Genomic DNA, 19,481 nt, shown 5'->3' with positions numbered 1-19,481 from the left:
CCAAACGGGGCGGATTATGCTATGATAAAGATAAAAGAGACTTGGTACAGGGATGGAGAGGGGATATGACAGAGGATATTATTGATTTGACACGGTTAGAGACTTATCGGGAAAATAACCGGATCGAAGCGAAGAAAGCACTTGGCGGTCTGCCCCGCAGCCTTTGGGAGACGTATTCTGCTTTTGCCAATACATTAGGAGGGATTATCCTCCTGGGAGTGGAGGAGCGGGAGGACCATTCTTTTTTGGTACATAATCTGCCGGACACTCAGGGAATGATGGATGAATTCTGGCGTATCGTGACGGATAAGCGGTTTGTGAACAAGAACGTTCTGTCAAGGGAGCAGATCCGGAGCGTCAGGCTGAACGGAAAGGCAATCGTGGTCATTTCCGTCCCCAGGGCCGGGCGCAGGGAAAAGCCGGTCAGCATCGGCATGGATGTTTACACAGGGACGTACCGGAGAGACGGGGAAGGTGACTACCACTGCACCAAGGAAGAAGTGGACGCTATGCTGAGGGATGCGAAGCTTGAAAGCCAGGATAATGTGATCTTGGAATACGGCGGCAGGGAGATGCTCGACGGCGGTACAGTGGATCGTTACCGGAAAGCCTTCGGCCGTGAGCGGCCGGGACATATCTGGCAGAGCCTTTCTGACGAGGACTTTTTGGAAAAGCTTTCAGCCCTCCGGCAGGGAAGGGATGGAAAACGGCACCTCACGGCGGCCGGGCTTTTGATGTTTGGAAAAGAAAAGGAGATTCGGAGGGAGTTTCCCTGTTATATGCTGGATTACCAGGAACTCAAAAGAGATGGGATCTGGGAGGACAGGATCGTTTCGGATTCCGGAGACTGGAGCGGAAACCTGTTTGATTTTTACTGCCTGGTCTATAAAAGGATACAAAGGGAGATCAAGGTGCCGGACGTACTGGGCAGAAGGCAGGAGACCCCTCTGCATAAAGCATTGAAGGAGGTCCTGGCAAATTGTCTGGTTCATGCCGACTATAAAGAAAAACAGGGCGTCCTCATACAGAAGAGAGGACGCAGGATTGTTTTCGAGAATCCTGGAAGTTTTGGGACAGATAAAGAACAGGCAGTGGGAGAGGGCAGCCGGGATCCTAGGAATCCGGCTCTGATCAAGATATTCCACCTGATCAATATTGGCAACGGAGCAGGACGCGGTCTGAGCCGGGTTTATGAGCTGTGGAAGGAACTGGGCTTTGCCCTGCCGGAAATTCGTGAGGAATTCCGGCCGCCCAGAACACAAGTCTCATTGGAAATTGCCAGGGAGGATGAGGCGGAAGCAAATGAAAAACCCGAAAACGACGAAGACATCTGCAGCTCTGGTAAACGCCGCAGGCTGCCGAAAGAAATTATCTATGAAGCTCAGAAGCAGCAGGTGATCGATTTTGTGACGAGATCCATACGGGTGCGGGCCGCGGCCGTAGCAGAGCTTCTGAATATAGGAGTATCCGGAGCGAAGGAGCTTCTTTCACGGATGGTGGAGGAAGGCATTCTGGAACGGGCCGGAGAAAAGGATAACCGATTCTATCAGCTGAAACGGTGACTATGTTTTGTGAAAAAATAAAGCAAAACAGCCTCTTATCACAAGAGGCTGTTTTGTTCTGAAAATCATATGTTGATGATATGAAGAGAATTTAAGATTGAACTAATCAGGATAGCGATGATACAGATGGGAGCGATATACTTGATTATGATCACAAATAGTTTTTTCCCCTTAAAGGGACCGCTTTCTTCTGCCTCATCTATGACAGCCTTAGGTTTGATGACATAGCCCACCAAAATGCAGGTGATAAAGGCCACGATGGGCATCAGGACACTGTTGCTCACAAAGTCAAAGAAGTCCAGGAATGCCATGCCGATGATCTGAATTTGTGACAGGACGCCATAACCCAAAGCGGAAAGAGTTCCCAGAGCTAAGAGGATGACAGCAGTGATGATACAGCCGGATATCCGTTTCATGCCGGTTTTGTCGCAGATGATGGAGACCACTGTTTCCGTCAAGGAAATGGATGAAGTCAAAGCGGCGAAGAATACCAGCAGGAAGAACAACGTGCCGATGATATTGGTGATGGTAATGCTGCCAAAGACTTTTGGCAGGGTCATAAACATAAGCCCTGGTCCCGCATTGATGTCCGCGCCGCCGGTGAAAGAAAATACGGCGGGAATGATCATGAGACCGGCCAAAAACGCAATGCCGGTATCAAAAATCTCAATCTGATGTACGGCAGAGGAGAGACTGGTATCTTTTTTCATATAAGAGCCGTATGTGATCATGATGCCCATGGCAAGTGACATGGAATAAAAGAGCTGCCCCATGGCGGCCAGTACCGTCGTGATGGAGAACTTGCTGAAATCGGGTTTCAGATAATAGATTACTCCGTCCATGGCTCCAGGCAGGGTCAGGCAATATATGGCGATTCCCAGTGAAAGAAGCACCAGCAGCGGCATCATAAATTTGCTGACTTTTTCAATTCCTTTTTCCACTCCGGTCATGACGATGACGACAGTGATCACCACGAAGATGATAAACCAGACCATCGGTGATGAGGATGAGATGAACTCCGTAAAAAAGTTTCCGTCGGAAACGTTCGCTCCGTTGCCGGTCACGTATATTGAGAGATATTTTAATACCCATCCGCCGATTACACAGTAGTAGGGTGTGATGATGATCGGTACGACCGAGCAGAGGGGGCCGAGAAAACGGAAACGCTTATCGAGGACTCCGTAGGCTTTTATGGCGCTCTGCCTGGTTTTTCGTCCAATGGCGATCTCCGCCACCATGAGAGCAAATCCGAACGTTACGGCTAAGATCAAATAACATAAAAGAAAAATCCCTCCGCCGTATTTTGCGGCTAAATAGGGGAAACGCCAGATATTTCCCAGGCCGACCGCAGATCCCGCGGCAGCGAGGACAAACCCCAGCTTCCCGGAAAAACTGCTTCGTTTTGGTGTCTGTTCCATGTTTTTACCTCCCACAAAAAATGACAATGTTCTATTAAGTCTACAATAAATTCTTAAAATGGACAAGGGAAAAGTGAAATTTCTATAAAATATCAAAAAAAGGCGATGGGATTTACTTTTCTATCATCAGCAGACATGGTATAATGTACGAGAAGAAGTATATCTTGGAATACCTTTTAAATAAATTTATCTTTGCAAACCACACGCGGGCCAGACGATATACCGCGCCGGCACAGGCCGGACAGGGAAAGGCGGTGGCAGTGTTGAACATCAGAGAACAGCTGGAAGCACAGGAATGTGAGATATTAAGTCCTTATGCTTCCCTCAGCAAAAACACGAGAGGGCGTGAACGGGACGAGCCTCTTTGTGATATCCGGCCGGCTTATCAGCGGGACAGGGACAGGATCCTGCACTGCAAATCTTTCCGGCGTCTGAAGCATAAAACGCAGGTTTTTCTTTCACCGGTGGGCGATCATTACAGGACGAGGCTGACACATACGCTTGAAGTGGCGCAGATCGCCCGGACTATAGCGAAATCCCTCCGGCTTAACGAGGAGCTGGCGGAAGCCATCGCGCTGGGACATGATCTGGGACATACTCCCTTCGGCCACGCAGGGGAAGACGCGTTAAATACGGTGTGTTCAGAAGGCTTTGCCCATTATAAGCAGAGCGTCCGCGTGGTGGAGCGTCTGGAAAAGGAGGGAAGAGGACTTAACCTGACCTGGGAGGTACGCGACGGCATCCTGAATCACAGGACGTCCGGCCGCCCCCATACATTGGAAGGAAAAGTAGTCCGCCTGTCGGATAAGATCGCGTATATCAACCATGATATAGATGATGCCATACGTGCCGGGATCCTGACAGAGGAGATGCTCCCTTCTCCCTATACGGATGTCCTCGGACATACGGTGCGGGAGCGTCTGAATACGCTGATCCACAGTATCATTGAGGAGAGCTGCGGCAAACCGGAGATCCTCATGGCGCCGGAAGTGGAAAAAGCCATGGGTAGCCTTCGGGCATTCATGTTTGAAAATGTATATAAGAATAGTGTATCCAAAAAAGAGGATCCAAAAGCACAGCAGCTGCTGGTGGATTTATTTGGATATTATTTGGACCATGTGGATGAGCTTCCAGGGGAATACAAGATGCTGATGGACCAGGGAGATTCAAAAGAACGGGTGGTCTGTGATTATATTGCGGGGATGAGTGACAGCTATGCGATCGACACGTTTACGAATCTGTTTGTTCCGCAGGCGTGGAAAAACTGACAGGGGAATGAGCTTATGTTTTATCCGGAAGAATTGGTGGAAGAGGTGCGGACGCGGAACGATATCGTAGACGTGATCTCTTCCTATGTGAAATTACAGAAGCGGGGCAGCACCTATTTTGGGCTGTGCCCTTTTCATAATGAAAAAACACCGTCCTTTTCCGTGACGCCTTCCAAACAGATGTATTACTGCTTTGGATGCGGAGCGGGAGGCAATGTGATCACGTTTTTAATGGAATATGAGAACTATACATTTCCAGAAGCGCTCGCTTATCTTGCGGAGAGAGCGGGGATAGAGCTGCCGAAGCAGGAGGAGAGCGCGGAAGCTAGAAAACAGGCGGATCTGCGGGCAAGGATACTTGAAGTGAATCGGGAAGCCGGCCGGTATTTTTATTATCAAATGAAAGGCGTGTCCGGACAGAGGGCGTATGACTATCTGAAAGACCGGGGCCTTACGGATGAGACCATACGGAAATTCGGCCTGGGATATTCCAATGCTTACCGGGACGACCTTTATCAGTATCTGAAGAAAAAAGGATACAGTGACAGCCTATTAAAGGAAACGGGACTCGTAAAGATAGAAGAGAGAGGAAGCCATGACAGGTTCTGGAACCGGGTGATGTTTCCGATTATGGATGTGAACGGAAAGATCATCGGCTTTGGCGGGCGTGTCATGGGAGAGGGAGAACCGAAATACCTGAATTCGCCGGAGACGAAGGCTTTTGATAAGAGCAGGAACTTGTATGGACTCAACTATGCCAGAACGGCCAGAAAGCCTTATATGCTGATCTGCGAAGGATATATGGATGTGATTTCCATGCAGCAGGCCGGATTTACTAACGCGGTAGCGTCCCTGGGAACCGCGTTTACCTCCGGACAAGCCAGCCTTCTTAGACGGTATACGGAGCAAGTGATCCTGACATATGACAGTGACGGCGCCGGGATAAAAGCGGCCCTCCGGGCAATTCCCATCTTGAAAGAAGCAGGGCTGTCGGCCAAGGTGCTGAGCTTGAAGCCGTATAAAGATCCGGATGAATTCATCAAAAATCTGGGAGCGGAGGCCTTTGAGGAACGGATAGAATCAGCGCAGAACGGTTTTTTATTTGAGACAGATGTGCTTTACAGGCAGTATGACATGGAAGACCCGGAGCAAAAAACGGCTTTTCATAATGCAGTGGCAAAGAAGCTGCTGCAGTTTTCTGAAAAACTGGAACGGGATAATTATACGGAAGCTGTGGCGAGACAGTATCATATCGGGTATGAGAATCTTAAGAGTCTTGTCAATACCATGGGCGGAAAGGTCGGACTGGCGGCAGAACGTCCGTCAGGCATGCGGCGGACAGAGGAGAAAAAAGAGCGTCCAGACGGAGTACGGCAGTCCCAGAGGATTCTGCTGACCTGGCTGATTGAAGATGAGCGTGTCTATGGCGCGGTGAAGGGAATCATAGGTCCGGAGGATTTTACAGAGACCCTTTATCAGAAGGCTGCGGCCATGGTCTTTGAAGGCCTGCAGTCAGGGCATCTGGAACCGGCCGGCATCCTAAGCCATTTTATTAACGATGAGGAAGAATATAAGGAAGTGGCGGCGTTGTTCAACACTTCCCTTTCAGAGCTGACAAAGGAGGAGAGAGAGAAAGCGTTTTCTGAAACCGTGAAGCGGGTGAAGCGGCACAGCCTGGAGGAGAAAAGCAGGAATGTGACGGAAATAGCCGCTTTGCAGGAGCTCATCAAAGAGCAGGCGAACATAAATCAACTGCATATTTCTCTCAATTAAGGATAGAATATAGCCGAATAGCATTCGGTTACGGAAGGATGGGAGTTATATGGAAGCGGTGGGGCTCCGGCTGGAGGACAAGCTGGCTAAGCTTTTGAAGCTGGCGGCACAGAGGAAAAATACCTTGGATTACCAGGACATCATGGAAGTGCTTGGAGATGACAGTCTGAATGCGGACTGTATCGATAAGACATTTCAGGTGCTGGAGGCCGGAGGCGTGGAAGTACGCAGTGAAATAGCAGAAGAAGAGCTTCTTTTCCTTTCGGATGAGGAAGGAGACAAAACAGAGACGGAATTTCAGGAGACGGTGAATATAGAGGGGCCTTCGTCAGAAGACCCGGTTCGGATGTATCTGAAGGAGATCGGGAAGATCCCTCTTTTAACGACGGGAGAAGAGCTTTCTCTCGCAAAAAGAATCGAAGAGGGAGATGAAGAAGCCGGAAGACGTCTGGCTGAAGCGAACCTTAGACTGGTCGTGAGCATCGCAAAGCGGTATGCGGGACGCGGCATGCAGTTTCTGGATCTGATCCAGGAGGGAAATCTGGGGCTTATGAAAGCCGTGGAGAAGTTTGATTATAAAAAGGGATACAAGTTCAGCACTTACGCAACCTGGTGGATCAGGCAGGCGATCACAAGGGCCATAGCCGACCAGGGCAGGACGATCCGCATACCGGTCCATATGGTCGAGACGATCAACCGGGTGATCCGCACATCCAGACAGCTTTTACAGGAATATGGAAGGGATCCTCAGCCCGATGAGATTGCAGAACGGATGAACCTTCCAGAAGAGCGGGTAAGGGAGATCATGAAGTTTTCCATGGAGCCGGTCTCTCTGGAAACTCCGGTGGGTGAAGAGGAAGACAGCCATTTGGCGGATTTCATACAGGACGAGAGCATTCAAGTTCCAGCCGAGGCGGCCGCGTTTAGTATGCTGAGAGAACAGCTGGGGGAGGTCCTCCATACGTTGACAGACAGAGAGCGGCAAGTTTTGTGTATGCGGTTCGGGCTGATCGATGGAGAGGGGCGGACCCTGGAGGAAGTGGGAAAAGAATTTAATGTGACAAGAGAGCGGATCCGGCAGATTGAAGCAAAGGCTCTCCGGAAGCTTAGGCATCCGAGCAGGAGCAAAAAGCTTAAGGATTATCTGGAATAGACACAGGGTATAAGGAGAACGAAAGACAGATGGAGTTATCAAAGAGGCTGACAGCCATTGGGGCCATGGTGGATTCGGGGAGCCGTTTGGCCGATATTGGCACGGATCATGGATATCTGCCGATCTGGCTGGTAGAACAGGGGGTGATACCCTCTGCGATCGCTATGGATATCAATGAGGGACCACTTCTTCGCGCGAAAGCGCACATTGAGGAGCACGGGCTGGAGGCACAGATTTCTCTCCGGAAAAGTGACGGCCTGGAAGGGCTGGAGCCTGGAGAAGCCGACACAGCTGTGATTGCCGGCATGGGAGGAATGCTGACAATCCGGATCTTAGAAAAAGGAAAAAGGACTGCGGCCGGGCTGCGGAGGCTGGTATTATCACCTCAATCGGAGATTTCAGAGGTCCGGCGCTATCTTTTGGAGAATGGATATCAGATATTTGCGGAGGACATGGCAGAAGAGGAAGGAAAGTACTATGTTGTCATAAAGGCGGGATATTTACCGGAAATCGTAGATGGAAAAGAAACTCTGGAGCTGGATGAGGAGCCCTGGTCTTACATAGAAGAGAAATACGGCAGGTATCTGCTTCGGACGGGGAAATCAGTTTTTTTGGAATACCTGAAAAAAGAAGAGGACACTCTGAAAAAGATTCGGGATACGTTAATGGAAGCGGGAACAAAGAAGGCTGATGAACGCCTTCTGGAGATAGACAGGGAGATTCTGGCTGTTCAGGAAGCGCTTATCCAGGCAGGAACGGAAAAAACTAGGCAAGAGAGCCGGAAGAAATGACAAAGGAGGCGGTCGTATGAAAAAGTGCCGTGAGATAAAAGCGTGGTTTGACAAAAAATGGCCGGAATCACTAGCCTGTGACTGGGATAACGTAGGCCTGCTCGCCGGGAGGGCGGACAAAGAAGTGCGGTGCGTATATGTGGCTCTGGATGCTACAGATGAAGTAATAGAAGCGGCTGTGCAGGAGAAAGCAGATATGCTGATCACTCATCATCCGCTGATTTTTGGAGCCATAAAAAAGGTCAGTGATGAGGCGTCGGTGGGAAGACGGGTCCTGAAGCTTTTGCAGGCGGATATTTCCTATTATGCGGGCCATACTAATTTTGATATAGCGGAGGGAGGCATGGCAGACCTGGCGGCAGAATGCCTGGGGCTGCGGGGATGTCTGCCCCTTGAGGCCATGGGAGAGCATGAAGGAGTCCCGGTGGGAATCGGCAAAACAGGCTCTTTGGCAGAAGCCATGACCGTTGTAGAGCTGTCACAGTTTGTGAAGGAACGTTTCTGTATACCGGCAGTCACTGTTTATAGTGAAGACAAAAAACGGCTGGTAAGACGTATTGCTGTTTCACCGGGATCAGGAAAAAGCATGCAGATTCCTGCTGTGGAAGCGGCCGCGGAGGTACTGATCACCGGCGATATGGGTCATCATGAGGGGCTTGATCTGATGGCGGACGGACTTTCTCTCATAGATGCGGGGCATTACGGTCTGGAGCATATTTTTGTGGATGCAGTTGCAAAAGAGCTGGAAATGGCCGGATTCGGTCTTGTGATAAAGAAAGCTCCTGTTTCATATCCTTATGAGATAATATGATGCAGGCAGAAAGGGGTTGATATTATGTGGACAGTAACATGCGGCGGAAAGGAAATGCAGGTGGAGGAGGGAGCCACACTTCTGGAATTGTCAGAGCGCGTAAGACAGGATTATTCCCATGACATTCTTCTGGCGTCTGTGAACGGGAAGCTGTCGGAGCTACATAAGAAAGTAAGGGACGGGAGCATAATCGAATTTTTTACTGCGGCGGATAAGCCAGGATTTCAGACGTACAGGCGCAGTATGATCTTCCTTTTAGTGAAGGCGATCTATGCGGCTGCAGGAAGAGATGTCCTGGATAAGGTGCTGGTGGATTTTGCAATCAGCAAAGGCGTGTATGTGGATATACGGGGCAATATTCAGGTGGATGAGGCATTTGTGGAGGCCGTTTCTCAGAAAATGAAGGAGCTGGTGGAAGAAAAGCTGCCTCTGATGAAACGGAGTGTTTCCACCGATGAAGCAGTGGACCTGTTCGGTAAATATAAGATGTATGACAAGGAGAAGCTGTTCCATTACCGGAGAGTATCTAAGGTGAATATATACAGCATCCGGGAATTTGAGGATTACTATTATGGATATATGGTATGCAATACCGGATATTTGAAATATTTTAAGCTCTATTATTATGATGGTGGCATCGTCATCCAGATGCCTACGCAGAAAAATCCGGAAGAGGTGCCAGATTTTGAACCCGGAGAGAAGGTATATCAGTGCCAGAAGGAGTCCTCCAAATGGGGAGAAGCTCTTGGCGTGGACACCGTGGGGGATCTGAATGACCGGATCGTGAGCGGAGGGATGACCGAACTGATTCTCGTGCAGGAAGCTCTGATGGAAAAGCGGCTGGGAGAGATTGCCACAGAGATCGCAAGGGACCGGAAACGGAAATTTGTGATGATCGCGGGTCCCTCTTCCTCCGGGAAGACGACCTTTTCCCACAGGCTGTCTATCCAGCTGCGGACTTTAGGTCTTGAACCGCATCCCATTGCAGTGGACAATTATTTTGTGAACCGGGAAAATACTCCCAGGGATGAATTTGGGGAATATAACTATGAATGTCTGGAAGCCATAGATGTAAAGCAGTTCAATCAGGACATGTGCGCTCTGCTGGAAGGAAAGACAGTTGCGATGCCCACGTTTAATTTCAAGAAGGGAAGACGGGAATATAAAGGCGATACTTTGACGATGGGGCCGGATGATATCCTGGTCGTGGAGGGTATCCACGGACTCAATGACAAACTGTCTTACAGTCTTCCTCCGGAAAATAAATTCAAGATTTATATCAGCGCACTCACTCAGCTGAATATTGACGAGCATAACCGGATACCGAGCACAGACGGGCGTCTGATAAGGCGTATGGTGAGAGATGCGCGTACCAGAGGCACGGCGGCGAAGGACACCATCGCCATGTGGCCTTCTGTCCGCAGAGGCGAGGAGGAAAATATATTTCCTTATCAGGAATCGGCAGACGTGGTATTCAACTCTGCATTGATCTATGAACTGGCAGTCTTAAAGCCTTATGCAGAGCCGCTTCTTTTCGGGATACCCAAGGACGCGCCGGAATATATGGAGGCAAAGCGGCTGCTCAAATTCTTTGACTATTTCCTGACTGTGGTCAGTGAAGACATACCGAAAAACTCTCTTTTGAGAGAATTCATCGGGGGAAGCTGCTTCCACGTTTGAGTGTAACTTTAAACTCCCTTTCCTCTTATATATATAAATAAAAGGCCCGCCGGAGCAGCTCTCGGCAGGCCTTCTTTTCTCGAATTCAATATGGAAAGTACATATAAAAATACTATGCCGGCGAAATCATAAAGGTGTGCCGTCCTTATTCATATCTTTCAGGTACAAGAACAATGGAAGCCCCATCTTCACAGTAACCGTGATAAAAACAAGTCCTACAAGTATCGTGCACATCATATAATCACCTTCCTTCCTACTAATACTATATCACAATCGGGGATGGATGGATGTCAAGATACCGTTAAAGTTTATACCTTGCATTGCCCTGTGCAGGGCATAGTACTGGCGGTGCAGGGGCCGCTCCAATGGTTTTCGTTTGTTTTTTCTTGAATTTCTGAACGGCTTGTGTTATGATACCACAGAGCAGGATGAATGGTCGCGGCTGCAGTGCTGAAAAGCGGCAGGCGAGGAAAGTCCGGGCTTCACAGGGCAGGATGCCGGATAACATCCGGTGGAGGCGACTCCAAGGATAGTGCAACAGAAATATACCGCCGGCTTTGAACCGGTAAGGTTGGAAGGGCAGTGTAAGAGACTACCGCTCTCCTGGTAACAGGGGAGGCATATGTAAACCCCATCCGAAGCAAGACCGAACAGAAAGCATAAGACGGCCCGTCTGCTTTCGGGTAGGTTGCTTGAGCCTTCCGGTGACGGCAGGCCTAGATAGATGACCATTCGCGACAGAACCCGGCTTATAGTCCTGCTCATATTGAAAACAAGGGAATGTCCCGTGAACGGCCGCTGGGCCGTTTTTCAATTCTTTGGAGGAAATATGAAGAGAGAGGTTCATATCGATGAAATAGAACGGTTATATGGATTAAATGACATGGTAAAGGCCGACTGCGGAGGATGCGCGGGGTGTTCCGTCTGCTGTCAGGGTATGGGAAACTCTGTGATTCTGGATCCTCTGGATGTACACCGCCTTTTAAAAGGCCTTTCTGCAACCTTTAAAGAACTGCTCGAGGAAAACGCGGAGCTCCATGTGGAGGAGGGAATCATCCTACCGAACCTTAAAATGACAGGCCTGGAGGAGAGCTGTGTTTTTTTGAATGATCGTGGCAGATGCTCCGTCCATGCTTACCGTCCCGGTCTCTGCCGTATTTTTCCTCTGGGGAGATATTATGAGGGAAATTCGTTCCGGTATTATTTACAAAGCCGCCAATGTCCGAAATCCATCCGGACGAAAATAAAGGTGAAGAAGTGGATTGATATTCCGGACGCCGGACAGTATGAGCGTTTTATCCTGGAGTGGCATAATTTTCTCAAGGAACTGAAAGAGCATTTTGCCGGGAGCGGGGATGAAGCGCTTCAAAAGGATGTAAACACTTTTATGCTGAATCTGTTTTATGCGGAATCATACGATACGGAAGCAGATTTCTATATTCAGTTTGAGGAACGGCTTGCCAAGGCAAAAAAGCTGGTTTCAGCATTAGGATGGTGATAATCATGCGGAACAGGGCTTTCGATACCGCAATATATGATGAAGAAAGCTATGTGATGCCGAATGCAAAGTGTTTAATCCAGATTTGGATTCTATAAATTGAAAAAATGGGGTTGCATCAGATACAATCCATGGTACAATGGAAGAGTAAAAAACAAAAGCGGGGAAATAATATGAAACGGATTGCACGGTTTGAAAAGGTCAGCAGGTCCCAGTTCAGTAAGGATTTTCTGGATACCTTCGGACAAGAAGAGAGAGCGTCCTGTGAAGCGGCATATGAAATGGCCGAGGTGCCGAAGAGGGCTACATCCGGATCGGCGGGCTATGATTTCATCACTCCGGTCCCCATCTGCCTGAAGCCGGGAGAGTCTGTCAAAATCCCGACGGGGATCCGCGCTGCGATGGAAGAAGGCTGGGTACTTCAGATTTATCCGAGAAGCGGCCTTGGCTTTAAATACAGGCTTCAGATGAACAACACAGTCGGCATAGTGGACAGTGATTATTATCATTCTGAGAATGAAGGTCACATATTCATTAAGATCACCAATGACAGCAGAGAGGGAAAGGAGCTCCGCCTGGAAGCAGGAAGCGGATTTGCCCAGGGGATTTTCATGGAATTTGGGATCACAGAGGATGACGATGCGGCAGCCGTGAGGAACGGCGGTTTCGGAAGCACCGGAGTATGAACTGCGGGATGATGATTAAAATAGAAATAGGATAAGGAGAGGACTATGAGCGAATATGTAATTATGACGGATTCGGCATCTGATCTGCCGGAGGAGTATATCAAGGAGCACGATCTGGATGTGCTGAATTTATTTTATAATCTGGAAGGTACTATTTATGGAGGAGAGCATCTGCTGAGTATTCAGGATTTTTATCAGAAGATGCGGGCGGGGAGCATGCCCACCACTATGGCAGTAAATCCGGAAGACGCGGGAAATGCCATGCGCAGGCACTTGGAAGCAGGAAAAGATATTCTGTATCTTGCTTTTTCATCCGGACTCAGCGCCAGCTATCAGAATGCTGTGATCGCAGCCAACGATCTGAAGGAAGAGTTTCCGGACAGGAAGATCATCGTGATTGATTCTCTGTGCGCTTCCATGGGAGAGGGCCTTTTCGTACATAAGGCGCTCAAACTTAGAGACGGGGGGAAATCCCTTGAGGAAGCGGCAAAGTGGCTGGAGGACCATAAGCTGAATGTATGCCACCAGTTTACTGTGGACGACCTCCACCACCTTCACAGAGGCGGCCGGGTATCCAAGACTACGGCGGTCCTGGGAACCCTGATCAATGTGAAGCCGGTGCTCCATGTGGATGATGAAGGCAAGCTCGTTTCCTTGTGTAATGTAAGGGGACGGAAGAAGTCCCTTCAGGCCCTGGTATCCAATATGGAAAAGACGATCAAAGGGTTTGAAGACGAGAACGAAGATATCTTTATCAGCCACGGAGACTGCCTGGAGGATGCTAAATATGTGGCGGAGCTGATTGAGGAAAAATTTGGCCCCAAGAATTTTTATATCAGCTATGTCAGCGCCGTTATCGGTGCACATTCCGGTCCCGGCACCATGGCGCTTTTCTATATGGGAAATAAACGGTAAGAGGAAATTATGAAAGAACGATGGAAAAAAATCCGGGCGGGCCTTCTGGCCTGCCTGTGTGTCCTTCTTCTGGCCTCCTGTGCCGGCGGAAAAGGCAGTGATGAGAATAAAAAAGGGCTTTCCCTTTATGGGGATGGACAGTATGAAGAGGCCATTGCATCCTTTGAAGAAGCCATCCAGAAAGATGGAGAGCGGGCAGAATACTATACCAATAAAGGTATGGCGCAGCTGGCTGATGGAGATTACGACGGGGCGAGAGTTTCTCTGACCCATGGCATCAGTCTGGCTCCCGAAGACCCTGGAGTGTACCGGGCCATGGGAATCGTCTGCTATCAGGAAGAAAACTATGAAGAAGCCGTCCATTATTTTGAAGCGGCATTAAATGTTCTGGGGATGAAAAAAAATCAGGAGGAGCTTCGTACCGATATCTATCTTTATAAAGCTGAGGCGGAGAGCCGGAACGGAAACCACGAAGCCGCAGTTGAGGATTATAGTACGCTGATCTCCATGGATGAGAAAAATCCGGAGTATTACTTTCTGAGAGGAAAGGCTTATGCAGCGTCCGGAAATCTGGACAATGCGAAAACAGATTTCGATAAAGTAATGGATCTGGCTCCCGCGGATATGGATTACTACGTGGATATGTATCTGACGCTGGAGGAGAACGGGCGCACGGAAGATGGGATTCCTTATCTGGAGACGGCGCTGGGCTTTAAGGCAAAGTCTGCGGAGGAGCAGAGAAACAGGGGAGCGATTCAGTATCTTCTTGGGAATTACGAAGAGGCAAGGACTGAGCTGGGGCAGGTAAAGGAAGAAGAGCGGGACGGAAATACCTGGATTTACTTGGGACTGGCCTGCGAGGCACTGGGAGACGGCGAGTCGGCTAATCATGCATTTGAGCAGGCGCTGGCAGGCGCGTCGAGTAAATCATCTGTGTATTATCAGATGGCACTCTGCCAGATGCGTCTTGAAAATTACCAGCAGGCACTGTCAGACGCACAGTCGGGCATCTCTGAAAATGACGGTTCGCTTATGCAGGAGCTGTCATATGTGGAGGCGGCCTGTTATGAATACCTGGGTGATTTCCAGACTGCCCTGCAGAAATTCACTGCTTATCGGGACACCTATGGCAGCAATGAGAAGATTGACCATGAGATCGCCTTTTTGGAAACGAGGCAGCAGTGACGCCGGCCCGGCCCTGAAATGACAGGACGGGGAATTAGGTATGTCGTATATGAGGGAATATGATCGATATAAAAGAAATAGAAGAACGCGTGATTTTAGTCGGTGTCAGCACCAGTGACGGCGATGATACCGAGGCGTCTCTTAAAGAGCTCTCTGAGTTGGTGAAAACGGCGGGAGCCGTTTCGGTGGGGACATTGATCCAGAACCGGGAAGCGGTGCATCCCGGTACTTACCTGGGTACCGGGAAGATTTCCGAACTGAAGGATTATCTGGATGCGGAAGGAGCCACCGGGATCGTCTGCGATGACGAGCTTTCTCCGGCGCAGCTTCGGAACCTTGAAAGTCTCCTGGATGTAAAGGTGATGGACCGCACTCTGGTCATCCTGGATATCTTTGCTTCAAGGGCGTCCACCAGAGAGGGGAAGATTCAGGTGGAGCTGGCGCAGCTCCGCTATCGGGCCGCCAGGCTGGTAGGACTCCGCAATTCGCTGTCCCGGCTGGGCGGCGGCATTGGAACCAGAGGGCCGGGAGAAAAAAAGCTGGAGGTTGACCGCCGTCTGATTCACCAGAGAATATCCGCGCTGAAGGCGGAACTTGAGGATGTGAAGCGGCACAGGGAGACGACCAGGAAGCAGAGGGAACGGAACCATATGCCGGTGGCTGCGATTGTAGGTTATACCAATGCCGGAAAGTCGACGCTCCTCAACACGCTTACTGACGCGGACGTGCTGTCCGAGGACAAGCTGTTTGCCACCCTGGATCCCACGACGAGAGAGCTTCCCCTTCCGGACGGTGAGACCGTTCTTTTGACGGATACGGTTGGGTTTATCCGCAAGCTGCCCCATCATCTTGTTGAAGCGTTTAAAAGTACTCTGGAGGAAGCCAAATATGCGGATATGATTCTTCATGTGGTGGATGCGTCCAACCCGTACATGGATATTCAGATGCATACGGTTTATGAAACTTTAAAGAGCCTTGAGGTCATGGGAAAGACGGTCATCACTCTGTTCAACAAGATTGACCGGATGGAAGAGCTGCCTATCCTGCGGGATTTTCAGGCAGATGAAACACTTTGCATATCTGCAAAGACCGGTACAGGCCTTCTGGAGCTCAAAGAGCTTTTGGCCAGGATCCTTCGGGAGAGTAAGATATATCTGGAACGGCTTTACCCCTACAGCGATGCTGGTAAAATACAGCTCATACGAAAATATGGGCAGCTGCTTTCCGAGGAGTATAAAGAAAACGGCATTGCGGTGACGGCATATATGCCGGCAGAGTTGATTGGAAAAATATAAGATTATTTTCTGGATGACCAGAGCCCGGAATTACCGGAAACTCTGGTTTTTTCCATATATTGGAAAACTAGATGTGGTATTTGGACAAAATAAAATACATATATATTGTGTTTGCCTATTGACGGAATATATGGCCTTTGTTATAATCTATCATGTGGCTTGAGGCAGCCAGCCTTGTTTTGCCGGAAAGGGGATTTATATGTTTAGCGTAATTAAACGAGACGGAGAAATAGCGGAGTTCAATCTGAACAAAATAAAAGACGCGGTTCTCAAAGCATTTGTGGCGACAAATAAAATGTATACGGAAGAGATCCTGGAGCTTCTGTCCCTGCGAGTGACAGCGGATTTTCAGAATAAGATCGAAGACGGCCGTGTGACCGTGGAGCAGATCCAGGACAGTGTGGAGCATGTTCTGGAGCAGGCCGGCTATACGGATGTGGCGAAAGCTTATATTTTGTACAGGAAGCAGCGGGAAAAGATCCGCAACATGAAGTCCACAATCCTGGATTACAGCGACGTTGTAAACAGCTATGTGAAGGTTGAGGACTGGAGAGTGAAGGAAAACTCTACGGTCACATATTCCGTAGGAGGCTTGATTCTTAGCAATTCAGGCGCCGTTACGGCGAATTACTGGCTGTCTGAAATATATGATGAAGAAGTCGCAAACGCTCACAGAGGAGCGGATATCCATCTGCATGACCTTTCCATGCTGACTGGATATTGTGCCGGATGGTCTTTAAAACAGCTGATCATGGATGGACTGGGCGGAATTGACGGAAAGATCACATCGTCTCCGGCCAAGCATCTGTCCGTGCTCTGCAACCAGATGGTGAATTTCCTGGGCATTATGCAGAATGAATGGGCAGGGGCCCAGGCGTTTTCTTCCTTTGATACATATTTGGCTCCCTTTGTGAAGGCAGACAATTTATCTTACCGGGAAGTGAAAAAATGTATTGAGTCCTTTATCTATGGAGTCAATACGCCAAGCAGATGGGGAACCCAGGCGCCTTTTTCCAATATTACATTGGACTGGACGGTACCTTCCGATCTGGCGGAGCTTCCGGCGCTTGTCGGCGGCAGGGAGATGGACTTCAAATACAAAGACTGCAAAAAAGAAATGGATATGGTTAATAAGGCTTTCATTGAGACCATGATCGAAGGGGATGCCAACGGCCGCGGATTCCAGTATCCGATTCCTACTTATTCCATAACTAATGATTTTGACTGGTCTGATACGGAAAATAACCGTCTTCTGTTTGAGATGACTTCCAAGTATGGGACGCCGTATTTTTCCAATTATATAAACAGTGACATGGAACCCAGTGATGTCCGCAGTATGTGCTGCCGTCTGAGGCTGGATCTGAGAGAACTCAGGAAAAAGACAGGCGGATTCTTTGGATCTGGAGAAAGTACAGGCAGCATTGGAGTGGTCACCATCAATATGCCGAGGATCGCATATCTGGCGGAGGACGAGACAGACTTTTATGCCAGACTTGACCGGATGATGGACATTTCGGCCCGTTCCCTTAAAACTAAGAGGAGCGTTATCACAAAGCTTTTGGATGAAGGCCTTTATCCTTATACCAAACGCTATCTTGGAACTTTTGACAATCATTTCTCCACGATCGGCCTGATCGGCATGAATGAAGTAGGCCTGAATGCGAAGTGGCTGGGCGGAGATATGACGGATGAAAAGACTCAGAAGTTTACCAAGGATGTGCTGAACCACATGAGGGAGAGACTTTCCGATTATCAGGAGATGTATGGAGATCTTTATAATCTGGAGGCGACGCCTGCGGAGTCCACTACATACCGTCTTGCCAAGCATGATAAAGAACGGTATCCGGATATCAGGACAGCGGGGAAAGAGGGAGATACTCCTTATTATACCAACAGTTCTCATCTCCCGGTGGAATATACGGCGGATATTTTTGACGCCTTGGATATTCAGGATGAACTTCAGACTTTATATACTTCCGGTACGGTTTTCCATGCGTTTCTGGGCGAAAAGCTTCCAGACTGGAAAGCGGCGGCGAAGCTGGTGCGTGTGATTGCTGATAATTACCGTCTGCCTTATTATACCATGTCGCCTACTTATTCTGTCTGCAGTGAGCACGGCTATATCTCCGGTGAACATTTTACCTGTCCGACCTGCGGAAAGCGGGCTGAAGTGTACAGCCGTATCACGGGATACTACCGGCCGGTGCAGAATTGGAACGAAGGCAAGACACAGGAGTACAAGAACCGCCAGGTGTATGATCCGGTGAATTCCTGCATGAAAAAAGGAGCTGGAAGCAATGTGACTTACAGCCAGGAGAACTGTGAGAAAAAAGAAGCAGAAGGACAGGTGAAAGCAGTCCTTAAGTACCTGTTTACGACGAAGACCTGCCCTAACTGCAAACTGGCTAAAGAATTCCTGAAGGATGAGGAATATGAGGTCATAGACGCGGAAGAACGTATGGATCTTGCGGCGCAGTACGGCGTGATGCAGGCCCCGACGCTGGTCGTGGTTCAGGGAAGCGAAACGGAGAAGTATGTAAACGCATCCAATATCCGGAGGTATGTGGAAGCACGCTGAGAGATGGGGGAAGGAGCAGATCATGAGCTATGCGGATAAGGTTTTTATTGAGACGTGCAGGGATATTTTGAAAAACGGTGTGTGGGATACGGAATATGATGTCAGGCCCAGGTGGGAAGACGGAGCTCCCGCTCATACCATTAAGAAATTCGGTGTGGTAAACCGATATGATCTGTCAAAGGAGTTTCCCATTATCACCATCAGAAAGAGCGCGTTCAAGGGAGCTATTGATGAGATTCTTTGGATCTGGCAGAAAAAATCTAACCGTGTGGCGGAGCTTGGAAGTCATGTCTGGGATTCCTGGACGGACGAGAATGGGACCATAGGAAAGGCTTATGGATATCAGCTGGGTGTGAAGCATCAGTATAAAGAAGGGATGTTCGATCAGGTAGACAGGGTGCTGTATGATCTGAAGCATAATCCCAGCAGCCGCAGGATGCTGACGAACATTTTCAGCCATCAGGATCTTCATGAAATGATGCTGTATCCGTGCGCGTACAGCATGACATTCAATGTGTCCGGAAACCGCTTGAACGGCATTTTAAATCAGCGTTCCCAGGACATGCTGACGGCCAATAACTGGAATACTTGTCAGTATGCAGTCCTTTTGTGTATGTTTGCACAAGTATCAGGCCTTGAGCCGGGAGAGCTGGTGCATGTGATCGCAGATGCCCATATCTACGACCGGCATGTTCCGATGGTGGAGGAACTCATAAAAAGGGAGCCTTACGAGGCGCCGGAGTTTGTCATGGACAAGACTGTTACGGATTTTTACCAGTTTACCGTGGACAGTTTTTCACTGAAGGATTATAAATATCATCCGTTTAAAGAACGGATACCGGTGGCAGTTTGACGAACGGCAGGAGGG

At 49.2% G+C, this 19,481-nt stretch carries 15 protein-coding genes and 1 other RNA gene; 15 read left to right on the top strand and 1 reads right to left on the bottom strand.

Annotated elements, in window-relative coordinates:
• The first annotated feature begins 65 nt into the window (after nucleotides 1–65).
• Nucleotides 66–1,562, top strand: a complete 1,497-nt coding sequence (locus LQE92_RS01675) for an RNA-binding domain-containing protein (RefSeq protein ID WP_231061273.1) — start codon at nucleotides 66–68, stop codon at nucleotides 1,560–1,562.
• A gap of 65 nt (nucleotides 1,563–1,627) precedes the next feature.
• Here LQE92_RS01675 and LQE92_RS01670 read toward each other — a convergent pair whose 3' ends face one another.
• Nucleotides 1,628–2,980 (bottom strand): sodium-dependent transporter, encoded by a 1,353-nt coding sequence (locus tag LQE92_RS01670; protein ID WP_231061272.1) that lies wholly within the window; start codon nucleotides 2,978–2,980, stop codon nucleotides 1,628–1,630.
• 263 nt (nucleotides 2,981–3,243) lie between these two features.
• On the opposite strand from LQE92_RS01670, the gene LQE92_RS01665 reads away from it, so the two are divergent.
• The 14 genes from LQE92_RS01665 (at nucleotide 3,244) to thyA (ending at nucleotide 19,466) form a co-directional block, all read left to right on the top strand.
• A complete protein-coding gene (locus LQE92_RS01665; protein ID WP_231061857.1) occupies nucleotides 3,244–4,248 on the top strand; it encodes a deoxyguanosinetriphosphate triphosphohydrolase in 1,005 nt (334 codons plus the stop codon).
• 15 nt (nucleotides 4,249–4,263) lie between these two features.
• Entirely contained in the window at nucleotides 4,264–6,021 is a 1,758-nt protein-coding gene (dnaG, locus tag LQE92_RS01660) for a DNA primase (protein WP_231061271.1), read from the top strand.
• 49 nt (nucleotides 6,022–6,070) lie between these two features.
• The gene (rpoD, locus tag LQE92_RS01655; protein ID WP_147595595.1) at nucleotides 6,071–7,174 is read left to right on the top strand and encodes an RNA polymerase sigma factor RpoD; all 1,104 of its coding nucleotides are present in this window, start codon (nucleotides 6,071–6,073) and stop codon (nucleotides 7,172–7,174) included.
• Between the two features lie 29 nt (nucleotides 7,175–7,203).
• Nucleotides 7,204–7,965 carry a tRNA (adenine(22)-N(1))-methyltransferase gene (locus LQE92_RS01650; protein WP_231061270.1) on the top strand — a complete coding sequence of 254 codons (762 nt, stop codon included), beginning with the start codon at nucleotides 7,204–7,206 and terminating at the stop codon, nucleotides 7,963–7,965.
• A 16-nt stretch (nucleotides 7,966–7,981) separates the two neighbouring features.
• Nucleotides 7,982–8,776 carry a Nif3-like dinuclear metal center hexameric protein gene (locus LQE92_RS01645; RefSeq protein WP_231061269.1) on the top strand — a complete coding sequence of 265 codons (795 nt, stop codon included), beginning with the start codon at nucleotides 7,982–7,984 and terminating at the stop codon, nucleotides 8,774–8,776.
• A 24-nt stretch (nucleotides 8,777–8,800) separates the two neighbouring features.
• Complete coding sequence (locus LQE92_RS01640) at nucleotides 8,801–10,456, top strand: nucleoside kinase (RefSeq protein WP_231061268.1); 1,656 nt, start codon at nucleotides 8,801–8,803, stop codon at nucleotides 10,454–10,456.
• A gap of 420 nt (nucleotides 10,457–10,876) precedes the next feature.
• Nucleotides 10,877–11,224, top strand: an RNA gene (rnpB, locus tag LQE92_RS01635) — RNase P RNA component class A.
• Nucleotides 11,225–11,285: 61 nt separating this feature from the next.
• Nucleotides 11,286–11,954, top strand: a complete 669-nt coding sequence (locus LQE92_RS01630; RefSeq protein WP_231061267.1) for a YkgJ family cysteine cluster protein — start codon at nucleotides 11,286–11,288, stop codon at nucleotides 11,952–11,954.
• A gap of 173 nt (nucleotides 11,955–12,127) precedes the next feature.
• Nucleotides 12,128–12,640 carry a dUTP diphosphatase gene (locus LQE92_RS01625; RefSeq protein ID WP_231061266.1) on the top strand — a complete coding sequence of 171 codons (513 nt, stop codon included), beginning with the start codon at nucleotides 12,128–12,130 and terminating at the stop codon, nucleotides 12,638–12,640.
• Between the two features lie 45 nt (nucleotides 12,641–12,685).
• Complete coding sequence (locus LQE92_RS01620; protein ID WP_231061265.1) at nucleotides 12,686–13,555, top strand: DegV family protein; 870 nt, start codon at nucleotides 12,686–12,688, stop codon at nucleotides 13,553–13,555.
• A gap of 9 nt (nucleotides 13,556–13,564) precedes the next feature.
• A complete protein-coding gene (locus LQE92_RS01615; RefSeq protein ID WP_231061264.1) occupies nucleotides 13,565–14,740 on the top strand; it encodes a tetratricopeptide repeat protein in 1,176 nt (391 codons plus the stop codon).
• Between the two features lie 59 nt (nucleotides 14,741–14,799).
• Nucleotides 14,800–16,035 (top strand): GTPase HflX, encoded by a 1,236-nt coding sequence (gene hflX, locus LQE92_RS01610; RefSeq protein WP_231061263.1) that lies wholly within the window; start codon nucleotides 14,800–14,802, stop codon nucleotides 16,033–16,035.
• Nucleotides 16,036–16,234: 199 nt separating this feature from the next.
• Nucleotides 16,235–18,613 carry a ribonucleoside triphosphate reductase gene (locus LQE92_RS01605; RefSeq protein WP_231061262.1) on the top strand — a complete coding sequence of 793 codons (2,379 nt, stop codon included), beginning with the start codon at nucleotides 16,235–16,237 and terminating at the stop codon, nucleotides 18,611–18,613.
• A gap of 22 nt (nucleotides 18,614–18,635) precedes the next feature.
• The gene (gene thyA / locus LQE92_RS01600) at nucleotides 18,636–19,466 is read left to right on the top strand and encodes a thymidylate synthase (protein WP_231061261.1); all 831 of its coding nucleotides are present in this window, start codon (nucleotides 18,636–18,638) and stop codon (nucleotides 19,464–19,466) included.
• The last annotated feature ends 15 nt before the right edge of the window (nucleotides 19,467–19,481 follow it).

This window comes from Lientehia hominis, from assembly GCF_021044755.1.
Lineage (GTDB): Bacteria > Bacillota > Clostridia > Lachnospirales > Lachnospiraceae > Lientehia > Lientehia hominis.
Note: the sequence above shows the minus strand (reverse complement) of the source record. Positions and strands in the feature narration are given on the sequence as shown.